Below are 20,114 nucleotides of genomic sequence, written 5' to 3' on the forward strand. Positions count from 1 at the left end.
CCTGCTCGGCAGGCTTTTTGGTGCTCGGGGATTTAGCAGTCATCTTGGTTCCTTCGTCAGACGACGAGACCAAAACACTCCTTAAAGCTCAACCCTCAATCTGTGCCATGGGCGCTGACGGGGAACACCCGCGACGATGCAGGCAAGATCATTGAGCTCGACGTAAAAGTCGGCGACCGCATTCTGTTCGGCAAATGGTCCGGCACCGAGATCCGGCTCGACGGCGAAGACCTGCTCATCATGAAGGAAAGCGACGTGATGGGCGTGATCGAGCAGACCGCCACGCTGAAGAAGGCCGCCTGACGGATTCTTCGAACTCAACCAGTCAATGAAAGCTGCCTATTGAAGGAGTGATCCAATGGCTGCCAAGGAAGTCAAATTCAACACCGAAGCCCGCGAGAAGATGCTGCGCGGCGTCGACATTCTCGCCAACGCCGTCAAGGTTACGCTCGGGCCGAAGGGCCGCAACGTGGTCATCGACAAGTCGTTCGGCGCGCCGCGCATCACCAAGGACGGCGTCTCTGTCGCCAAGGAAATCGAGCTTGAGGACAAGTTCGAGAACATGGGCGCGCAGATGGTGCGCGAAGTGGCCTCGAAGACCAACGACCTCGCCGGCGATGGCACCACGACCGCCACGGTCCTTGCTCAGGCGATCGTCAGGGAAGGCGCCAAGGCCGTCGCCTCCGGCATGAACCCGATGGACCTGAAACGCGGCATCGACAAGGCGGTGGACGCCGTCGTCGCCGAACTCAAGGCCAATGCGCGCAAGATCTCCAGGAACGACGAGATCGCACAGGTCGGCACCATCTCGGCCAATGGCGACACCGAAATCGGCCGCTTCCTCGCCGAAGCCATGCAGAAGGTCGGCAATGAGGGCGTGATCACTGTCGAGGAGGCCAAGACGGCCGAGACCGAACTCGAAGTGGTCGAGGGCATGCAGTTCGACCGCGGCTATCTCTCGCCCTACTTCATCACCAATCAGGACAAGATGCGGGTCGAGTTCGAGGATCCCTATGTCCTGATCCATGAAAAGAAGCTCTCCAACCTTCAGGCCATGCTTCCCGTCCTCGAAGCGGTCGTCCAGTCCGGCAAGCCGCTGGTCATCATCGCCGAGGATGTCGAGGGCGAGGCTCTGGTCACGCTCGTCGTCAACCGTCTGCGCGGCGGGCTCAAGGTTGCGGCTGTCAAGGCGCCGGGCTTCGGCGACCGCCGCAAGGCCATGCTGGAAGATATTGCAATCCTCACCGGCGGCACGGCGATCAGTGAGGATCTCGGGATCAAGCTGGAAAATGTCACGCTGGAGATGCTCGGGCGCGCCAAGAAGGTCGTCATCGAGAAGGAGAACACCACCATCGTCGATGGCGCCGGTTCAAAGGCCGAGATTGAAGGCCGCGTGAAGCAGATCAAGGCGCAGATCGAGGAGACGACCTCCGATTACGACCGCGAGAAGCTTCAGGAGCGTCTGGCGAAGCTCGCCGGCGGCGTCGCGGTGATCCGCGTCGGTGGCGCGACCGAGGTCGAGGTCAAGGAGAAGAAGGATCGCGTCGACGACGCGCTGCACGCCACCCGCGCGGCGGTCGAGGAAGGCATTTTGCCGGGTGGCGGCGTGGCGCTGCTGCGTGCGCAGAAGGCTCTCGACAGTATCCAGACCGACAATGTCGACCAGAAACACGGCGTCGAGATCGTGCGCCGCGCGATCGAGGCGCCGGTGCGCCAGATCGCCGAGAATGCCGGCGCCGAAGGCTCCATCATCGTCGGCAAGCTGCGCGAGAAGGTGACTTCGCCTTCGGCTGGAATGCCCAGACCGACGAATATGGCGACCTGTTCGCACAGGGGGTCATAGACCCGGCCAAGGTGGTGCGCACTGCCTTGCAGGACGCGGCGTCCGTCGCCGGCCTGCTGGTGACCACCGAGGCGATGATCGCCGAGAAGCTGAAGAAGGAAGCAGCCCCGGCAATGCCAGCGGGCGGCATGGACTTCTGACCATCTCGCTCTGAAAGTGACCGCTCCCATGTCGGGGGCGGTCAGGAGCAAAGCATAGATCGGAGACTGACATGAGCCTCATGCCGGACTTTGACCATGTACCTGTGCCGCATCATCCCCCGGCCGAGTTCCTGTCGCACGATGCGGAAGCGCGCACGGCATTGGCCCCGCTGTTCGAATCTCTGCTCGACAGACTGGTGATGGCTGGATGGGATCGGCGCACAGCGGCCTCCGCGCTGATGTTCCATGCGGCGGCGCAGATGTCGGCCCTCTCGCGAGACGGCCGGCCACAATGATCCAGGAACCTCGCCTCCGGGCGGGGTTCCTTTCCAATCGAACCAGACGCGCGAAGGACCGGCGGCGGAAGATCTCTTCCGGCGCGACGGCATCGCCGCATCCAACACGAAGGAACCAAATCGGGAGATCGACAATGTTCATCGGCCTGCCTCGCGCCCCGCAGATTGTCGCCGTCCTTGTCACGTGCCTTGCATTGTCATTTTCCGGTGGCGCTGTGCCGCCCGCTGCCGCACAGGATGTGGCATCCGGCGTGCGTGGCGAGCGTTCGTTGCCCGATGTTCTGGAGGAGATCACGCCCGCGGTGGTCAACATCGCCGTCGCGTCTCGCGCGTCTGCCGAAACCAACCCGCTCTTCAACGATCCCTACTTCCGACGCTACTTCGATCTGTCTCAGATGCCGCAGCAAAGGCCCCGCATGAGCGCCGGGTCCGGCGTCATCGTTGACGCGGATAAGGGTTACATTCTCACCAACCACCATGTCGTCGACGGCGCGAGCGAGATCGCGGTGACGCTGAAAGATCGCCGCCGCTTCAATGCCGAACTGGTCGGCAGCGACAAGACACGCAACCCAATCCATGAAAGCTTTCATTTCTGGGCGAAAACTACGTGTTAAACCTCGCAGGAAATCAAGACCCTGTTCCTTACTGCGCGCCGCAATCGATGGTTAGTGTAGCACCGTCATCGATAGATGCGCCATTTTCGTCCACCAAGACCAGACCGGCAACGGACAGCTGTCTCCCGGAAGCCACGATTGTGAACTCCTGTGAATAGACACGTCCGGCCTGGATCCGACGCTCGGGACTGGCGAACGGGCCATCGACGCCGAGGCCGATGGTCATTGCATTTGCAGTAGACGACAGTTCGAAAAAGAACTTTTCTCCATCCGGTGTCGTCCCTGGCCCCTGGATTTCAATATCGTCGAAACCATCCTGGCTATGGATGCCGCATGTGGTCGGCGTAAATTCGTAGCGCCCTGCGGATGTTTCCAAAACACTTATTGCGACGGCGGCGCTTTCTGATGTCGGCGCTTCCGCCTCCGCGCTACAACCTGTCAGCATCAAGCTGCTGAACAAGCCGATCATGACAACGGATCCGGTTCTACGCTCGTCCATTCCGAAGTTTCCTGTGATCACTTCTTTCTCCATTGCCTACGGATAGGACCAACCGTTGTGTTCGACGCGGAAAATGCGTAACGGCGCGCCGGGTTTGGTGGTGTCGGCGCGCAGGTAGAAGACCGCGCGCTGGTCCTTGCCGAAATTGGTGAAATCGACATTGATGGTGATCATGCCGCGCAGCATCGGCTGGTCGGGGTCGGGCATGGGGTCTTCGATGGCGCCGTCGAAGTCCTGCGCGCCATAAAGTGGATGTGCACCGACATTGCCGGAAGCCAGCCAGGCGACGATGTCGTCGGTGAAGTAGTTTCTGGATACGGCAGGATCGATTGCGCTCGGCAGATTGCTGTTTTCCGACTGGAACTGGCGTTCGTAGAGTTCACGCACCAGGTCCTGCGCCTGAGCAATCGGATCGATGCCGGGGGCTGCTGCATAGGGTTCGAGCGCTGGCTGTGCCGGGCGGGACTTTGTCGATGCGGCGATGGGCTCGCTGCCATCGGGGGTGATATAGCGTTGCGCCACCCAGCCCGCCTTGCTCATCGCCTTGTTACGCATCAGGCACCAGCGGGGCGGCAGCGCGCTGATCTGCGCCTGCGTCATCGCCATGTAGTGGGCAGCGGTGTAGAACGGCACACAGGTGATCTGCTGCATGTTGCGTTCATTGTGGGCGAATGTCTCGATCACCGGATAGTTGGTGCCGGGGCCCATCCGGGCATTGAGAACATCGTTGCCGGAGACGCCCGTGACGCGCCAGGCATCCGGGCCGTGGCCATCGATTTCGGCATGGGCGGCAGGCACGGCCAGGCCGAGCGCCATGACAAGCAATGCGGCCTTGAATGTGTGTGTCATGGTCATTTCACCTCTACGATCGCACGACCCAGAACCTTGCGGCCGCCGACGTCAAGAAACCGGATTTCATAGGTTCCGGCCTGTGCCGGCATCTGCAGCTCCAGCGACTTTTCCGCTCCGACCTTGTGCGCGGCAATCCAGCTGAAATCGGCCTGATCGGCGCGGGCGAGGGCAACGCGCTGGTCCGCGCTGCCGGCTTCCGCGCGCCACGACACGGTGATCGTCTCGCCGGCCCCGGCCTCTGCCGGTGCCGCCAGTCCGGCCCCGTCATCCAGCGGCGCGTCTTGTGCCACCACTTCCAGCTGGTGGCTGGCAAGAGTGCGGGCCCCTTCGCGCAACACATAGCGGATTTCGTAAAGCCCTGTTTCGGCTGGCGCCTTCATCTCGCCGGCACGTGCGTCCCGAACCCGGATATAGTCGGCATATTTGCCCTCGGCAGTCCCGGCGGGAACGATGGTGACATAGTCTTCCGGGTGGATCGAGATCGACCAGCTCACCTGAATCTTGGTGCCCGCCCGGACGACATCGGGGCCGCTCACCGTCACTTCGGCCTCAACGACTTCCACAGGGGTGGACGCCATGGTGCGGCCCCCTTCGCGCAGCACATAGCGTACTTCGTAAAGACCCGGCTCTGCGGGCGCGACCAATCGGTTTTCGGTGACATCGCGCACGCGCTGATAGTTGGTGTATTTTCCTTCCTCGGCTCCCACGGGAACGATGGTGACATAGTCTTCCGGATGGATCGACGCCGACCAGGTCACCTTGAAGCTTGCACCAGTGGTCACCTCTTTCGGCGCGGCGACCCCGATCTCGGCTTCAACGACCTCCACAGGCGTAGACGCCATGGTGCGGCCTCCTTCGCGCAGCACGTAGCGTACTTCGTAAAGGCCGGGCTCTGCGGGCGCGGTCAGTCTGTTTTCGGTGACATCGCGCACGCGCTGATAGTTGGTGTATTTTCCTTCCTCGGCTCCCACGGGAACGATGGTGACATAGTCTTCCGGATGGATCGACGCCGACCATGTCACCTTGAAGCTTGCGCCTGTGGTCACCTGTTGCGGCGCAGTGATACCGATTTCGGCCTCGACGACCTCGACGGGAGTTGCCCCCAGCGTATGGCCATCTTTCCGTGTGACGTAACGTACCTCGTACAGACCGGGCTGGGCTGGTGCGATCAACCTGTTTTCGGTGACATCACGCACGCGCTGATAGTTGGTGTATTTACCTTCCTCGGCTCCGACCGGAACGATGGTGACATAGTCTTCCGGATGGATCGAAGCCGACCAGGTTACCTTGAAGCTCGATCCCGTCGTCACTTGTTCCGGCGCCTGGATCGCTATTTCCGCTTGTGGTTCCGGCTCCGGCTCAGGCGCCATTTCGGCCTCTGGCGGCGTCATTGGCTGCAAATCCATCACCGATTGGACATGGGCCAGTGCGGCCTTCAATTCATCGGCATTCTGCGCCGGAACGAACACGCCGCCGGTGTTTTCGGCAATACAGGCAAGGCTTTCATGGGCCTGATCCTCAAGATCGAAGCCGACGACATGGGTCGTGAACTTCACGCCCTGCCGGGCAAGTTGCTCGGCCAGCGCGCACGGGTCGGCCTGACAGGTTTCCAGACCATCGGAAATGAGCACGACGGTGGCGGGGTTGTCGCGATAGGACAGGAGTTCCGCGGCGTGCTGAACCGCGGCGGAAATCGGCGTCTTTCCTTTCGGGCGGATGCTGTTCACCGTGCTGATGAAGCTTGCCCGATCGAGCGGCCCCGGCTCGATCAAGGTCTCGATGTCACGGCAGTCGCCTTCCGAGCGATGCCCGTAGGCGACGAGGCCGAGATTGATGTCGTCGGACCAGCCGGTCACGAGATCGGCCATCACGTCGCGCGCGATCTCGATCTTGCTGGTGCCGTCGATCTGGCCCCACATCGAGCCGGAGGCGTCATAAACGATGACGACGTCTTCCGCCGCTGCGGCGACCGACAAGGGCGTGGCGATGGCGATGGCCGCGACCAGTGCTGTCTTCAGAGCTTTCATCATGATGTTTCGTTCCGTAGTTTGTTTCATGCTGGCCGCACATCGCCATTGCCGTGGATGCCGGACCCAGCCGACGCCCCCATGGCGCGCGCCTTCAGCTTGCGGAATTTGCCTGACATCTGTTCCAGCCGCGCATCCCATTCAGGATCGGGCTGCTGATTTTCGATGGTCTTGAAGAACACCTGCATCAGGCAGGCGATGGCGAATGGCTCCAGCAATGCCGCCTTGACGCTCCAGGCAAACAGCAGCGCAAACACGAAGCCACCGGCCGCCCATGCGCCGGGCATCACGTAGACGACGAGCGCAGCTGGCGCGAGCATGACCAGAAACACGAGAAAGCTCATGAGGTAGACAATGATCGCCAGCCAGGCGGCGTTCTTGAGCATCACCTTGTAATTCTGGCCATAGAGCACCAGCGCTTCCCTGGCCGATCCCCATGGGTTGGTCGAACCAGTGCGAATTGCGTAGGCGAGGATGACCTCGTCGATGAAGCCGACGGCGACCCGCAGGAAGGCATGCAGGATACCGGAAAGCTGCTGCGCGCCAGGTATGGGCAGGATGGTCAGAATTCCGCGCACCAGCCCCGTGATCGCGCCGATCACGCCCTTGACGAGCTGATCGATGGCAAACAGCACGCTGGCCTGAGCGAAACGCTCCTTTACCACCGCTGTCGCATGGCTGACTTGCGACTTTCCGTCTGGCATTGGCTTGCCGTCGATCAGCTCGACCAGCACCGCTATATGGCCCGCCTTGACGATATAAAGGATGTATTCGCGCGCCCAGTACATGATGGCGCCAAACAGGCCGAACCCCATGATGGCGCCCCACATGGTCGTATTGGCCTGAAATCCTTCGTCACCGAAGCCGCCAACGCCATAGCCGATGCCCGCACCGGTTCCGGTTACCAGAACGTAGCCAGCGGCGATGCCGAAATAGACGACCATCCGCAGCACGATGAACGGCATGGTCCGCGCCATCATTGCCAGCGCATTGCCGACATTGAAATCCCACATGCTCTGCTCCGCCCTATATGCCTGTTGCGCAAGCTTAGCAGGCGCAAACCCAATATGCCCCGTTCATTTGGATAGGGACATGCCGGCAAGCCTGGGTATAATTGGCCCCAGCTATCCGAGCTGCAGAACGGATGGAATAAACTGGCAGAAAAAATACACGGAAAAGCCTGGGAGGCGGCGCGTCAATTTGCGAAGATTTTTGTTTTCTACCTTGGCGGCCACGTTGTTTTGCTTCTCTGACGTCCATGGACGTGACATGGAAAAAATCCCGCCGCCAACGTCTCCCCCAATACTTGAGGTTCGGGGGGCGATTTCCAGGATCACTACGCAAGGAGCGGCGTATTTCGACATGGAGATGCTGAGGGCGTTGCCTGTCGCCCGGCTGGAAACAGCGACGGCCGTCACAGATGGTGTGCGTCGCTTTAGCGGATTTCTGATGAGAGACCTTCTGGCGCATATCGGTGCCCGGGGCACAACCGTGACGGCGAGAGCCCTGAACGATTACGCAATTGACATTGCGATCGAGGAATTCGACCGGTTTGATGTCCTCGTAGCCTATGAAATGGATGGCGAACCGTTGTTGCCGAGCGACAAGGGGCCGTTATGGATAATCTATCCGCGTGACCAGCATGCGGAGTTGCAGGATATCCGCTTCGACTATCGCTGGGTCTGGCAATTGCGATGGCTGGATATTCAATGAGCCGTCAGGCGCGTGCATTGCTTGGCGTCGCGCTGCCGGTTTCGGCCATCGTCATCTTCGTTGCTCTGCTGGCGTTTTCGCTGATGCGTCTTTCCGACCTTGAGCGGGATATGCGCATCGAGGCCACCCAGAACATGCTTTGGGTGATCTCCAGGGCGCATATTTCAAGCCTTCAGCTGGGTGAGGCCGTCGTGGGCAGCGTAGCCGGAGAGGTTGATCACGCGCAGATGGAGTTGCGTTACAACGTATTCCTTAGCCGGCTTGCCTTGCTTGATGAGGGCCCGCAGCGTCGGCGGATGGAAGCACTTGGCGCTACCTCCGCGCTTGACGCCTTGCGTGGAAGCCTGGCTGATCTTGGCTCGCTGCTGATGAGCGCCAGACCAGAGGTGATACCCCGTATCAGGGCTCTGCTTGTCCCTTACAATGCAGCGCTCACGGAAGCGGCCAACAAGGCAATGGTGGCCGAATGGGACGACCTTGGCGCTACGCTCGACACAACACGCAAGCAGTTATGGCAGATCATCATCTCCATGATCGGTATATCGCTGGCAGGCACCGTGCTTTGCGTCCATTTTTTGCTGGCGATACGGGATGCAAGGCAACGGACTCGCCTGCTCAACAAGGAAAAGGCGTTCTCCGAACTTTTGATCGGCTCCAGTGGCGAAGGCATAATCGCCGTGGATATGGATCGGCGCTGCACGGTTTGGAACGAGGCTGCCGAACGGTTGTTTGGGGTCACCGCTGACGTGGCTACAGGCGCAATACTGAGCGAAATCTCAGGCTTTTTCGAGGTCGGCAGGATTGAGCAGGCGATCAGCGATGCCCTTCAGGGACAGGCTGTTGCACTGCTGGATCAGCCGTTCTTTCCGTCTCATCAGTCCAACCCGCTTTATGTCGACTTGCGCTGCTTCTCTCTGCGTGACGGCGGACGCATCATCGGCATGATCCTGCTGATGTCGGACGTGACCGAGCGGAGGGCAGCGCAGCGGGAGATAGCCAATCATCGCGACCATCTGGAGCAGCTGGTGCAGGCGCGCACGCAGGAGCTTGACGCTGCCCTGACCCGAGAGCGGGCTACAGCGGATCTTTATCGGAACTTCGGCACCATGATCTCGCACCAGTTCCGCACGCCGCTCGCCCTTGTCGATTCCGCGCTTCAGCGCCTGATGCGCCGGCGTGACCGGCTGACTCCGGAAGAAATCCTGGAACGGGGCGAGGAAGCCCGCAGCGCTGTCGCGCGTCTGGTCAGGTTGGTGGAAAGCACCCTCGACGCCGCACGCCTCGATGCCGGCCAGATCGAAGTCCGCAGTCAGCTTTGCGATCTCGGTGACCTCGTAGCAGAGATCTGCTCCCGGTCGACAGAAAACACTGGCTCGGGGCGGATCACTGTCACGCTTCCAGACGGCGCTTCTCCCATTGCCTATTGTGATCCCGTGCATGCGGAACACATCCTCACCAATCTGCTGTCCAATGCCGTCAAATACTCACCGGCAAAGACACCGATAAGCATTACCCTCACCGACAGCGGCACGCAGATCGAATGCGTAGTAGCCAACACTGGACCTCAGGAGGGGTCATTCGAACGGGAGGCGCTGTTCGAACGCTATTATCGCGGCAGCAATACGGAAGGCCGTCCCGGTATCGGAGTCGGCCTCTATATGGCCAGAGCGCTTGCCCGCTTGCAGGGCGGTGATGTGCAATTGCAAAATTCGGAGCCTGGCATGGTTCGAATGGCGATGCTGCTGCCCAGTAGTGCCTCCGGTTCCGGCTCCGTTACAGCCATGGCCCTACGAAAGGAACCGGCATGACATTCGCGCCGTCTCCGAACCGGAAGCGCTTTGTGATCCTTTGCATCGAGGATGAAGCGCAACTGAGGCGTGACATCAGGGATGAACTGGTCGAGGCAGGCTATGATGTGGTAGAAGCCGACAATGGCAAGCATGCGCTCGGCAAGCTGGCGCGTGTCTGCCCCGATCTGGTTCTTTGCGACATCTCCATGCCCGAACTTAACGGCTATGGCGTGCTTAAGGCCCTGCATGAAAGGGGGCCGGACTATGCCGAAATTCCGTTCGTGTTCCTCTCTGCCCTTGCCGATCCTAGGCACATCGTCGATGGAAAGCGGCTTGGTGCCGATGATTATCTCGTCAAACCAATAGATTATGATCTCTTACTAGTGACAATCGAAGCGCGTTTGCGCCAGATCGATCGAATCCGTTCAGCGCGCCCACTGGAGCCGACCGATACAGATTTTTCAACGCTGGCTCAGTCATACGGCCTCACGCCCGCAGAAATACGGATAACCCAAGCGCTTACACAAGGCAGGAAATTGACGCAGATCGCGGCTGACCTTGGTGTATCCCGGTCTACCGTTGCCTTTCATATGCGCAATATATTCCAGAAGACTAATACCGGCAGGCAGGCGGAACTGGTTGCTCTCCTGCTCAAGAAATAACAGCGCCTGCGAGGCTTTCGTATATGGAGGTCGTCATGTGACCACCGAGCCGGTGTTTTCTCCGCCGTTTCTTTTACTGCCGCTACTTCCCAAGTGAGAGGTGCCGAGACAAAAGTATAACCACACTCGATAGGAGGTCTCGACTTTGCTATCGACCGATGAAGGCAGGCAACTGCCATTCAGAGCTTCATGCACAACGTCGTTTGCGAAAAACCATCAATCGGGCCGGAAGCGATTCGAACTTCTCCACCGCCAAACGCCGCCGTTTCTACTCTCCCTCACATGACGCCACCTCTCGCTCCTGGCACAAGCGTACTTTCGGCGGTTATAGCGTACTGTGGAGGGAAATCGGCGGTATTTGGCGCGCCATACCGGGTGATGATGAGAACTATATCTACTCTATTCCCCTCCATAGCCCTCCTTAAGGCTGTTGCCGCCGCCAACGCGGCCTCACTCGGTTAGGCCATCGCGAATTTCCGCTAGCACTCAGCGGCATTCTGCCATATGAGTTATCTCAATGATTCTTGAGTTATTGAGATTATGATGCACGAGAAGCAAGCCCTCAATGCCTTCGCCGCGCTGTCGCAGGAAACGAGATTGCGCATCGTCCGGCTGCTGGTGACTGCCGGCCCGGAAGGCATGTCGGCCGGAGCAATCGGCGAAGCGATGGATGGCGCATCTTCGTCCCGTATGTCGTTCCATCTGAGCCATCTCGAACAGGCCGGGCTTGTCGAGTCCCGCCGTGACGGGCGGTCGATCATCTACAGCGCCGCGCTGACCACGCTGGCCGGTCTCGTCGAATTCCTCATGCGCGATTGCTGTCAGGGCCACCCGGAGGTCTGCAATCCGGCAATGGCCGCGCTGTCTTCCTGTTGCGAACCCACGAAAGGAACCTCCCATGTCTGACGGACAAGAGCATCGCGTCTTCAACGTCCTGTTCCTCTGCACCGGCAACTCGGCACGCTCGATCCTCGCGGAAAGCATCCTGAACAAGGATGGCGAGGGTCGCTTTCGTGCCTTTTCTGCGGGTTCGCAACCGAAGGGGACGATCAATCCCTTCGCGCTGAAGGTATTGAAGAGTTTCGACTACCCCTCTGAAGGCTTCCGCTCGAAGGGTTGGGAGGAGTTCGCGGGGCCTGACGCGCCTGTCATGGATTTCGTGTTCACCGTCTGCGACAACGCTGCCGGCGAAGCCTGCCCGGTCTGGCCCGGCCAGCCCATGACCGCCCATTGGGGTATCGAAGATCCGGCGGCCGTCGATGGACCGGATATCCAGAAGGAAGCCGCCTTCGTTGCGGCCTTCCGCTACATGAAGAACCGTATCTCGGCTTTCACGTCCCTGCCGGTCGCCAGTCTCGACAAGGCGTCGCTGCGCACTAAACTGACCGAGATCGGCCAGTCCGATGGCGCGTCGTCTCCACGCAACAGCGCAGCGTGAAGCCGGCCATGGACGTCATCATCTATCACAATCCCGATTGCGGCACCTCGCGCAACACGCTGGCGATGATCCGCAATGCGGGCGTCGAGCCGCATGTCATCGAATATCTGAAGACACCGCCGTCGCGCGAGATGCTGACCCGACTTATTGCGCGCATGGGCATATCGGTGCGGGAACTGCTGCGCGAGAAGGGCACGCCCTATGCGGAACTGGGCCTTGGCGACCCGGCTTTGAGTGACGCGCAGTTGCTCGACGCCATGATGGCGCATCCCATCCTGATCAACCGACCCATCGTCGTCAGTCCGAAGGGCGTCAAGCTCTGCCGGCCGTCCGAGGACGTGCTCGACCTGTTGCCGCCGCAGCGCGGCGCGTTCGTCAAGGAAGATGGCGAGCGGGTGATCGACGAACACGGTCGGCGCGTGGCCACGACCTGAGGGAATTGCATGTCTACCTTCGAACGCTATCTCACCCTTTGGGTCGCATTGTGCATCGTCGTTGGCATCGCGCTCGGCCACTTCCTGCCGGGCGCATTTCAGGCCATCGGCGCGATGGAAATTGCCAGCGTCAACTTGCCCGTCGCCGTGCTGATCTGGCTGATGGTCATCCCCATGCTGCTCAAGATCGACTTCGCAGCACTGGGCGAGGTCGGCCGCCACTGGCGCGGCATCGGCGTGACGCTGTTCATCAACTGGGCTGTGAAGCCGTTCTCGATGGCGCTGCTGGGATGGCTGTTCATCGGCTGGCTGTTCCGCCCCTATCTGCCGGCGGACCAGATCGACAGCTACATTGCCGGCCTCATCATCCTTGCCGCCGCACCCTGCACGGCCATGGTGTTCGTCTGGTCGAACCTGACGAAAGGCGAACCGCATTTCACCTTGAGCCAGGTTGCCCTCAACGACGCCATCATGGTCGTCGCCTTCGCGCCCATCGTCGGCCTGCTGCTGGGCCTGTCAGCCATCACCGTGCCATGGGGCACACTGGTCCTGTCGGTGGTGCTCTATATCGTCATTCCCGTTATCATCGCGCAGATCATCCGTCGCCGGATGCTGGCGAGCGGCGGGCAGGCCGCGCTCGACCACCTGCTTGCAAAGCTCGGCCCGGCCTCCCTCGTTGCGCTGCTGGCGACGCTGGTTCTGCTCTTCGGGTTTCAGGGCGAGCAGATTATCGCTCAGCCCGCAATCATCGGCCTGCTGGCCGTGCCGATCCTGATTCAGGTCTATTTCAACTCCGGTCTTGCCTATCTGCTCAACCGGCTGGCCGGCGAGCAGCATTGCGTGGCTGGACCCTCGGCGCTAATCGGCGCATCGAACTTCTTCGAACTGGCGGTTGCCGCCGCCATCAGCCTGTTCGGCTTTCATTCGGGCGCGGCGCTCGCCACCGTGGTCGGCGTGCTGATCGAAGTGCCGGTGATGCTCTCGGTCGTCTGGATCGTGAACCGCTCCAAAGGCTGGTATGAGCGCGGCGGCAAGGTGTCCGAACTTGCGAAAGAGCAGCGTTGATGCCGGGCGATCTTCCCAATCTTGCTGCCGGCTGCGTTGCTACTCCCAGCCTTGGTCGGCTGCGCGTAACCGAACCCTCTACCCATCCGCCGCGTATCCTGCTGCTATATGGCTCGCTCCGCGCGCGATCCTACAGCCGTTTCCTGACATACGAGGCCGAGCGCCTGCTGAAACATTTCGGGGCGGAAACACGCATCTTCAATCCGTCCGGCCTGCCGCTGCCGGACGGCGCTCCCGTCGATCATCCCAAGGTGCAGGAGCTTCGCGAGCTCTCGCTCTGGTCGGAAGGTCAAGTCTGGACCAGCCCGGAGCGTCACGGTGCGATGAGCGCGGTGATGAAGGCACAGATCGACTGGATTCCCCTTTCGGTCGGCGCGGTAAGGCCGACGCAGGGCCGGACACTCGCCGTCATGCAAGTCTCCGGCGGCTCGCAGAGCTTCAACGCCGTCAACCAGATGCGGGTGCTCGGCCGCTGGATGCGGATGGTGACGATCCCCAACCAGTCGTCCGTCGCCAAAGCATATCAGGAGTTCGATGAAGCCGGCCGGATGATACCATCGTCATATTATGATCGAGTGGTCGACGTGATGGAGGAGTTGGTGAAGTTCACGCTGCTAACGCGCGATGTATCATCCTACCTGACCGACCGCTATTCCGAGCGAAAGGAAAGCAGCGACGTTCACCTCCGATGACGAACGGCACTGTCGGATACCTGCTTTAAGGTGCATGGAGCGATTCTCTGCCGCGCCGAACTCACCGGAAGTATTCTGTCTATCGGGAGCTGTGCGAGTGAAGTTGAAGGTTATGCCACTGGGGAGCTCAGCCCGAAAATTCCGACAACTCAAATGAGCCGGTTGTCCTCGGCCTTCTGGCGGGCGCGGCGACGTGTGCCGTCGGTGTCCGCCTTCCGGTGACGTTCGGCAGCCGCCTTGCGGATCTGCTCGAAACGATTGTCTTCGACCTGCGGGGCTATCGGCTGCATATCTGTCTTCTTGACAAACGAAATCATTGCTGACGTTCCTTCCTGGGGCGGGTGGAAACGCCCTGGCGCCTGCCTGAGCGCTTTAAGCGGGGTATTATGCGCCAAGTCCGGTGACACAGCCCTGGACTCCAAGCCGGTCGGCAGTCGTCTGGCCCGGCATCGTTGCCCAGCCACCGGCTTCGACGAACTGCCGTTTCTTGTAGCTGTCGGATATAGCCTTGAACTCAGCAAGTTTCGCGGCCGCATCCGGCGCTGCGTTGAACCGTTCAACGCATATGGCGGACGCCAGTTCGCCACGCGCCGTGTCGCCAGCGGTCACGGCCATCTTCTGTGATGTGCCGCCGGTGACCCAGCCGCCCCAGGCGAATCCGACGACGATCGTTGCGATGATCGCGGCGATGCATGCCCAGACCAGCATGGTCTTTGAAGGTTGGTAGTTCTCCCAACGGCGGGAGAGAGACGGGTTCGTTGTGCTCTGCGTAGCCATGGTGGTCTTCCTTCCAGATTGTGGTGAGGATTGCTTCATCCGACCGTGCCGGCCGAACGGTTCAGGCACTGCTCTCAGTATCCCATTCCACCCATGCCACCGTTGCCGGCCGTTAACGTGGAATCCTTCGCTGGGACGTCGGCGATCATCGCCTCGGCGGTGATCAGGAGCGCCGCGATCGAGCCGGCGTCCTGCAGGGCGGTTCTGACAACCTTGGCGGGATCGACGATGCCGGCCTTGATCATGTCGACATAGGTTTCGGTCTGGGCATCAAAGCCCTGGTTGGGGTCCTTGCTGTCCGTGAGCTTGCCGACCACGATCGAGCCCTCGACGCCTGCATTCTCGGCGATCTGTCGGACCGGCGCTTCAAGCGCCCGCCGCACGATCGAAATGCCTGCGGTTATATCGGCGTTGTCACCTGTCAGAGGGGCAAGCACCGCTATGGCACGCAGCAGCGCCACGCCGCCGCCCGGCACGATGCCTTCCTCGACAGCCGCGCGGGTGGCATTCAGCGCGTCGTCTATGCGGTCCTTCTTCTCTTTGACCTCGGTCTCAGTCACGCCACCAACACGGATGACAGCGACGCCGCCGGCGAGTTTGGCCAGCCGCTCCTGCAGCTTCTCCTTGTCGTAGTCGGAAGTCGTTTCCTCGATCTGCGCCTTGATCTGGCTGATGCGCGCCGCGATGCTTGGCTTGTCGCCGGAGCCGTCGATGATTGTCGTGGTATCCTTCTCGATCACGATGCGCTTGGCACGGCCGAGCATGTCGAGCGTGACATTCTCCAGCTTGATGCCGAGATCCTCGGAGATTATCTGGCCGGCGGCCAGCACCGCGATGTCCTCGAGCATGGCTTTGCGGCGGTCTCCGAAGCCGGGAGCCTTGACGGCCGCTACCTTGAGGCCACCACGCAGCTTGTTGACGACCAGCGTGGCGAGCGCCTCGCCCTCGACGTCTTCGGAGATAATCAGCAGCGGCTTTCCGCTTTGCACCACTGCTTCCAGTACGGGCAGCATGGCCTGCAGATTGCCAAGCCTCTTCTCATGAATGAGGATGTAAGGGTCATCCAGTTCCACGCGCATCTTCTCGGGATCGGTCACAAAGTAGGGCGAGAGATAGCCGCGATCGAACTGCATGCCCTCGACCACGTCGAGCTCAGTCTCGGCCGTCTTGGCTTCCTCGACGGTGATGACGCCTTCGTTGCCGACCTTGTCCATCGCCCTCGCAATCATCTCGCCCACGGTCGCGTCGCCGTTAGCCGCGATCGTGCCGACTTGGGCGACCTCTGCCGACGACTTGACCTTCCTGGCGCGAGTCTGGATTTCCCTGACGACGGCAGCGACACCGAGATCGATGCCGCGCTTCAGGTCCATCGGGTTCATGCCGGCAGCGACCAGCTTGGCACCCTCGCGCAGGATGGAAGCGGCGAGAACCGTCGCGGTGGTGGTTCCGTCGCCGGCGAGGTCGTTGGTTTTCGAGGCCACCTCGCGCACCATCTGCGCGCCCATGTTCTCGAACTTGTCGGAAAGCTCGATCTCCTTGGCGACGGTCACACCATCCTTGGTGATGCGCGGCGCGCCATAGGCTTTGTCGATGACGACGTTGCGGCCCTTCGGCCCGAGCGTCACCTTGACGGCGTTGTTCAGCAGCTCGACGCCGCGCAGCATGCGGTCGCGGGCGTCATTAGAGAATCTGATTTCCTTGGCAGACATGATGTCGGGTCCAGTTCGGTTGTGAGGATCACAGGATCGGAAGCTGGCCGCTCAGGCACTTTTCCTGCTCGCAGCTTCGGTCTTCTCAACGATTCCCATGATGTCACTCTCCTTCATGATCAGAAGGTCTTCGTGATCGATCTTGACCTCGGTCCCGGACCATTTGCTGAACAGGATGAGATCGCCCGGCTTGACGTCGAGCGGGATCAGCTTGCCGCTTTCGTCGCGGGAACCTGGGCCGACGGCGATGACCTCGCCTTCCTGAGGTTTTTCTTTCGCGGTGTCGGGAATGATGATCCCGCCTTTGGATTTGAGATCGCCTTCCGCACGTCGAATGACGACGCGGTCATGGAGAGGCCGGAATTTCATGTGGGTTCTTTCTGAGGCCGGCGCATAGGGCGGCCCCCTCAGATACATAACCCCGTTGGCACTCGAATGATAGGAGTGCCAAATGTATTTCTTTGAAAAGGCGCAACTGGGAAAAATTTATGTCGCTTCTATCGATGCGATATTTGTTGTTTTCAATACGTATTTTCTGATTTTTCAATGCGATTTATTATTATGGAAGAGACATTATTCAATTCCAGATAAAATAATATCGACCCGCTCCTTGCTTACCGGGTAGGGACAGCCCATATATAAAACTCGTTGATTTGGCCGACTTGGCTTTTTGCGGTGTCAGAGACCCGCCATTCACCACCGAATTCTCGATAGCGAATGCATCAAGCGCCGACCCGGCGCGCATATCGCTCTGTTCGAACCTTGGAATGAACGCGCCGCTGACCACGGATGTACTGGCAGCACGGAAATTCGTTCCGGTTCGAACGGGAATGATGCAGGAGGCGCGTTTGCGTGCTCCTGCGGAGGTATCGACCATGACAACGCGCACCACACAAACCATCGTCCGGTTCTCCGCACCCTTCATGCTGCCCGGCTTCGACGCCGCACAGCCCGCCGGCGAATATCGCGTGGACCAGGATGAGGAACTGCTGGAGGTATCCTCCCGCCTCGCCTGGAGACGTGTCGGCGCCTTCATCCACCTGCCCGCCATCGGCATTGATGGCCACACACATCAGATGGCGTCGATCGATCCCGCCGATCTCGACGCCGCTCTCGAAAAGGATCACCAACAATCATGATATCGACCAACCCAATCCGACGCACGATCCGTCCCGCCCGCCACGAGGCTCCTGCTCATCTCTTCGCGATCGGACAGGCTGTCCGGCTCAAGGGCGATTTCATGAGACCAGCTTTGCCCGGCGATATCTACCGCATAACCGGCAGACTGCCGGCACGGGGAGATTCACTGCAATATCGCATCCGCAACGACGACGAACGCCATGAGCGAGTGACGACGCAGGACAGCCTCGAGCCGGTCGACATGTCGCAATCCGGTAATGGCGCAACTCTCATCGAAAGGACGTTCGGACATGGCTAAAGGCTAGAAACGAAGCAATCGCGAGATCAGAAAGCCGAAGCAGGAGAAGGCTCCGCCAAAGCCTGAAAGCACCTTCGGCAACCAGATCAAGGTCGCTGCAAATGCCAACGCGTCTCAAGGCAAAGGTAAGCACTGAGGCAGTGTTGCTCCGGCTGAAAGCGCAATGGGCGCCATGAAAGTTGTCATCGAGTTTTACCGCACGCGGGAGACAGATGACGCCCATGCCGTCGTGGGCCGAGAGGCGGTGGAAGCCGTCGATCTCGCTAACGCCATTGAGATTGCGCACCTGCTTTCACAGACGCTCGACATGCCTCAACGACCCGACGCCATCGCGATCACCGACTTATTCGGTAACGCGCTGTTTTCCGGCATCATTGATGCCGACGTGACCACTAGAGAAAGGCCACGATCATGACCCGATACATAGATGAAATCGAACGGGAGCGGCACGACCGCGCGATCAGCGTCTGGGACAATGAAGGCGGTGCATCCGCCCGCGCACCAGGCGACGAACAATATGGCCGCCGGATCGAAGCCGACCGGTCCTGGACCATCTATCATGTCTTCACCGGCGTTCCAGCCAGCCGCGAAGGGCAGGAGATGATCGGCCTTAGCCACTCGGCCGCAACCGACGGGATGCTTTCCCTCAATCGTCGGAATGATGTGCGACGCAAGGAGCACATGAACGGGTTTATGCGTGTACCACTGCTGCTGCAAACGGCAAGGGCAGATCAACGATGACCCTTGAATTCCTGAACCCCAGCCGCAGCTTCGACGAAGTGCGCAACGCCATTCGCTTTATCGGGCACGACGGCATGTTCGAAGTGCCGTTCTTTGTCGAAGTGGAAGCGCTCGCCAGGTCCCCTGCTGAATTGCGCAGCACTGAGGTGTCGGAAGAGATGTATCTCTCGACCTTCGATGCGACGCGCAGTTCGATCCACGATGTCGCCCGCGAGGCCTACTCGCATCGTCGCCAAACCTCCTATACGCTGACCGCTGCCGATTTCCGGTAAAGACACCACTCAATGCTGATCCGCTACGGGTATGAGATCACACTGACCTGCCAGCAGCCGACAGCCCTGGTGTGTCTGCTGTCGGTGCACGAGGATCGCGCGGCTGACATACGGGTGCCGGAGTTCACCACACCCGATGTGCACGTATCGACCTACCGCGATCTCTTCGGCAACAAATGCCGGCGGCTGGTCGCGCCTGCGGGCGACCTGACCATGTGGGGTGATGCCACGATCGAGGACGACGGCAGGCCGGACGGGATTGTGCCGGGTGCCCGGGAACTGCCGGTGCCGGACTTGCCGGACGATTGCCTCGTCTACCTCATGGGCAGCCGCTACTGCGAAACCGACCGTCTCAGCCAGACCGCTTGGGACCTGTTCGGCAAGATGCCGCCCGGTTGGAGCCGGGTGCAGGCGATCTGCGATTTCGTCCACAACCACATCCGCTTCGACTACATGCAGGCTCGATCTACGCGGACGGCGTTCGAGGCGTTCCATGAGCGCGTTGGCGTTTGTCGCGATTTCGCGCATCTTGCGGTCACGTTCTGCCGATGCCTCAACATCCCCGCTCGCTATGTCAACGGCCATCTCGGCGACATTGGTGTGCCGGTTGTCGATCCCATGGATTTCAGCGCCTGGATGGAAGTGTTCCTCGATGGCGAATGGCACACCTTCGATCCGCGCAACAACGTCCCTCGGATCGGCAGAATCGTGGTGGCGCGCGGCCGCGACGCAGCCGACATACCGCTCGTCAATTCCTTCGGACCACACGTCCTGAAGGGGTTTAGGGTATGGACCTACGAGATCGCAGGAATAAGCTGATGCTGTCGATGTGCATGTTCCCAAACTCGGTAAGATCCCGACCGAGTCCAGGCTATCAATGCGCGCTTTAAGGTCTGTACTCAATCAGAGCTATGATTTTGCGTTTGATTGTGATTCCCTTCTGATTTGGAGGGATAGGCGATGGCAAACGAATACTGGCTCGGCGATTGTTCCCCGTCAGCGCCCATGGCACAGATTGAGGGTTGAGCTTTAAGGAGTGTTTTGGTCTCGTCGTCTGACGAAGGAACCAAGATGACTGCTAAATCCCCGAGCACCAAAAAGCCTGCCGAGCA

At 60.2% G+C, this 20,114-nt stretch carries 24 protein-coding genes and 3 pseudogenes; 18 read left to right on the forward strand and 9 right to left on the reverse strand.

The annotated features are described in order from the left end of the window. Positions 1-126: 126 nt before the first annotated feature. From H0482_RS16175 to H0482_RS16190, 4 genes and pseudogenes are all read left to right on the forward strand, one after another. Positions 127-303, forward strand: a pseudogene (locus H0482_RS16175) (co-chaperone GroES); the annotation flags it as partial. 55 nt (positions 304-358) lie between these two features. Then, a pseudogene (groL, locus tag H0482_RS16180) lies at positions 359-1,983 on the forward strand (chaperonin GroEL). A gap of 71 nt (positions 1,984-2,054) precedes the next feature. Beyond that, positions 2,055-2,279, forward strand: coding sequence for a hypothetical protein (locus H0482_RS16185; protein WP_193731087.1), 225 nt, complete (start codon positions 2,055-2,057; stop codon positions 2,277-2,279). A gap of 134 nt (positions 2,280-2,413) precedes the next feature. Continuing rightward, positions 2,414-2,839 (forward strand): annotated as a pseudogene (locus H0482_RS16190) (trypsin-like peptidase domain-containing protein); the annotation flags it as partial. A gap of 82 nt (positions 2,840-2,921) precedes the next feature. Here H0482_RS16190 and H0482_RS16195 read toward each other — a convergent pair. From H0482_RS16195 to H0482_RS16210, 4 genes are read right to left on the reverse strand one after another with little or no spacing between them, the layout of a single operon-like run. Further along, on the reverse strand, positions 2,922-3,392 hold the full coding sequence (locus H0482_RS16195) for a hypothetical protein (RefSeq protein WP_193731088.1): 471 nt from the start codon (positions 3,390-3,392) through the stop codon (positions 2,922-2,924). 36 nt (positions 3,393-3,428) lie between these two features. Beyond that, complete coding sequence (locus H0482_RS16200; protein WP_193731089.1) at positions 3,429-4,241, reverse strand: SH3 domain-containing protein; 813 nt, start codon at positions 4,239-4,241, stop codon at positions 3,429-3,431. A gap of 2 nt (positions 4,242-4,243) precedes the next feature. Continuing rightward, a complete protein-coding gene (locus H0482_RS16205; RefSeq protein ID WP_193731090.1) occupies positions 4,244-6,412 on the reverse strand; it encodes a vWA domain-containing protein in 2,169 nt (722 codons plus the stop codon). After that, the gene (locus H0482_RS16210) at positions 6,298-7,284 is read right to left on the reverse strand and encodes a hypothetical protein (RefSeq protein WP_193731091.1); all 987 of its coding nucleotides are present in this window, start codon (positions 7,282-7,284) and stop codon (positions 6,298-6,300) included. Before H0482_RS16210 ends, H0482_RS16205 begins: the two co-directional genes overlap by 115 nt. A 256-nt stretch (positions 7,285-7,540) precedes the next feature. On the opposite strand from H0482_RS16210, the gene H0482_RS16215 reads away from it, so the two are divergent. From H0482_RS16215 to arsH, 8 genes are all read left to right on the forward strand, one after another. Next, a complete protein-coding gene (locus H0482_RS16215) occupies positions 7,541-7,984 on the forward strand; it encodes a molybdopterin-dependent oxidoreductase (protein WP_193731092.1) in 444 nt (147 codons plus the stop codon). Beyond that, positions 7,981-9,792: a sensor histidine kinase gene (locus H0482_RS16220; RefSeq protein ID WP_193731093.1), complete on the forward strand. Its 1,812-nt coding sequence runs from the start codon at positions 7,981-7,983 to the stop codon at positions 9,790-9,792. Before H0482_RS16215 ends, H0482_RS16220 begins: the two co-directional genes overlap by 4 nt. Beyond that, a complete protein-coding gene (locus H0482_RS16225) occupies positions 9,789-10,436 on the forward strand; it encodes a response regulator transcription factor (protein WP_193731094.1) in 648 nt (215 codons plus the stop codon). Before H0482_RS16220 ends, H0482_RS16225 begins: the two co-directional genes overlap by 4 nt. A gap of 543 nt (positions 10,437-10,979) precedes the next feature. Then, positions 10,980-11,342 carry an ArsR/SmtB family transcription factor gene (locus tag H0482_RS16230; RefSeq protein ID WP_183827035.1) on the forward strand — a complete coding sequence of 121 codons (363 nt, stop codon included), beginning with the start codon at positions 10,980-10,982 and terminating at the stop codon, positions 11,340-11,342. Next, positions 11,335-11,874, forward strand: a complete 540-nt coding sequence (locus tag H0482_RS16235) for an arsenate reductase ArsC (RefSeq protein WP_193731095.1) — start codon at positions 11,335-11,337, stop codon at positions 11,872-11,874. Before H0482_RS16230 ends, H0482_RS16235 begins: the two co-directional genes overlap by 8 nt. An 8-nt stretch (positions 11,875-11,882) precedes the next feature. Beyond that, positions 11,883-12,308: an arsenate reductase (glutaredoxin) gene (gene arsC, locus H0482_RS16240; RefSeq protein ID WP_024846003.1), complete on the forward strand. Its 426-nt coding sequence runs from the start codon at positions 11,883-11,885 to the stop codon at positions 12,306-12,308. A gap of 9 nt (positions 12,309-12,317) precedes the next feature. After that, complete coding sequence (arsB, locus tag H0482_RS16245; protein ID WP_024846004.1) at positions 12,318-13,373, forward strand: ACR3 family arsenite efflux transporter; 1,056 nt, start codon at positions 12,318-12,320, stop codon at positions 13,371-13,373. Next, a complete protein-coding gene (arsH, locus tag H0482_RS16250; RefSeq protein ID WP_036748515.1) occupies positions 13,373-14,065 on the forward strand; it encodes an arsenical resistance protein ArsH in 693 nt (230 codons plus the stop codon). The genes arsB and arsH overlap by 1 nt, the downstream gene beginning before the upstream one ends. 149 nt (positions 14,066-14,214) lie before the next feature. Here arsH and H0482_RS16255 read toward each other — a convergent pair whose 3' ends face one another. The 4 genes from H0482_RS16255 to H0482_RS16270 form a co-directional block, all read right to left on the reverse strand. Continuing rightward, a complete protein-coding gene (locus H0482_RS16255; RefSeq protein ID WP_183831609.1) occupies positions 14,215-14,355 on the reverse strand; it encodes a hypothetical protein in 141 nt (46 codons plus the stop codon). A gap of 94 nt (positions 14,356-14,449) precedes the next feature. Further along, a complete protein-coding gene (locus H0482_RS16260; protein WP_040673268.1) occupies positions 14,450-14,842 on the reverse strand; it encodes a hypothetical protein in 393 nt (130 codons plus the stop codon). 74 nt (positions 14,843-14,916) lie between these two features. Further along, positions 14,917-16,551 carry a chaperonin GroEL gene (gene groL / locus H0482_RS16265; RefSeq protein ID WP_009452380.1) on the reverse strand — a complete coding sequence of 545 codons (1,635 nt, stop codon included), beginning with the start codon at positions 16,549-16,551 and terminating at the stop codon, positions 14,917-14,919. A gap of 51 nt (positions 16,552-16,602) precedes the next feature. Further along, positions 16,603-16,920, reverse strand: a complete 318-nt coding sequence (locus H0482_RS16270; RefSeq protein ID WP_009452379.1) for a co-chaperone GroES — start codon at positions 16,918-16,920, stop codon at positions 16,603-16,605. Positions 16,921-17,426: 506 nt separating this feature from the next. On the opposite strand from H0482_RS16270, the gene H0482_RS16275 reads away from it, so the two are divergent. The 6 genes from H0482_RS16275 (at position 17,427) to H0482_RS16300 (ending at position 19,821) form a co-directional block, all read left to right on the forward strand. Beyond that, entirely contained in the window at positions 17,427-17,690 is a 264-nt protein-coding gene (locus tag H0482_RS16275; RefSeq protein WP_040673266.1) for a hypothetical protein, read from the forward strand. After that, a complete protein-coding gene (locus tag H0482_RS16280; protein ID WP_193731096.1) occupies positions 17,687-17,989 on the forward strand; it encodes a hypothetical protein in 303 nt (100 codons plus the stop codon). The genes H0482_RS16275 and H0482_RS16280 overlap by 4 nt, the downstream gene beginning before the upstream one ends. Positions 17,990-18,161: 172 nt before the next feature. Beyond that, positions 18,162-18,404 (forward strand): hypothetical protein, encoded by a 243-nt coding sequence (locus tag H0482_RS16285; protein ID WP_040673278.1) that lies wholly within the window; start codon positions 18,162-18,164, stop codon positions 18,402-18,404. After that, complete coding sequence (locus H0482_RS16290; RefSeq protein ID WP_009452374.1) at positions 18,401-18,730, forward strand: hypothetical protein; 330 nt, start codon at positions 18,401-18,403, stop codon at positions 18,728-18,730. Before H0482_RS16285 ends, H0482_RS16290 begins: the two co-directional genes overlap by 4 nt. Then, positions 18,727-19,002, forward strand: coding sequence for a DUF1488 family protein (locus tag H0482_RS16295; RefSeq protein ID WP_009452373.1), 276 nt, complete (start codon positions 18,727-18,729; stop codon positions 19,000-19,002). The genes H0482_RS16290 and H0482_RS16295 overlap by 4 nt, the downstream gene beginning before the upstream one ends. A gap of 12 nt (positions 19,003-19,014) precedes the next feature. Beyond that, positions 19,015-19,821, forward strand: coding sequence for a transglutaminase-like domain-containing protein (locus H0482_RS16300; protein ID WP_193731097.1), 807 nt, complete (start codon positions 19,015-19,017; stop codon positions 19,819-19,821). An 80-nt stretch (positions 19,822-19,901) separates the two neighbouring features. Here the strand turns inward: H0482_RS16300 and H0482_RS16455 are convergent. Next, positions 19,902-20,114, reverse strand: a 213-nt coding sequence (locus H0482_RS16455) for a hypothetical protein (protein ID WP_210319216.1), incomplete at its 5' end; no start/stop codon positions are given.

The organism is Devosia faecipullorum (assembly GCF_015158295.1).
Lineage (GTDB): Bacteria > Pseudomonadota > Alphaproteobacteria > Rhizobiales > Devosiaceae > Devosia > Devosia faecipullorum.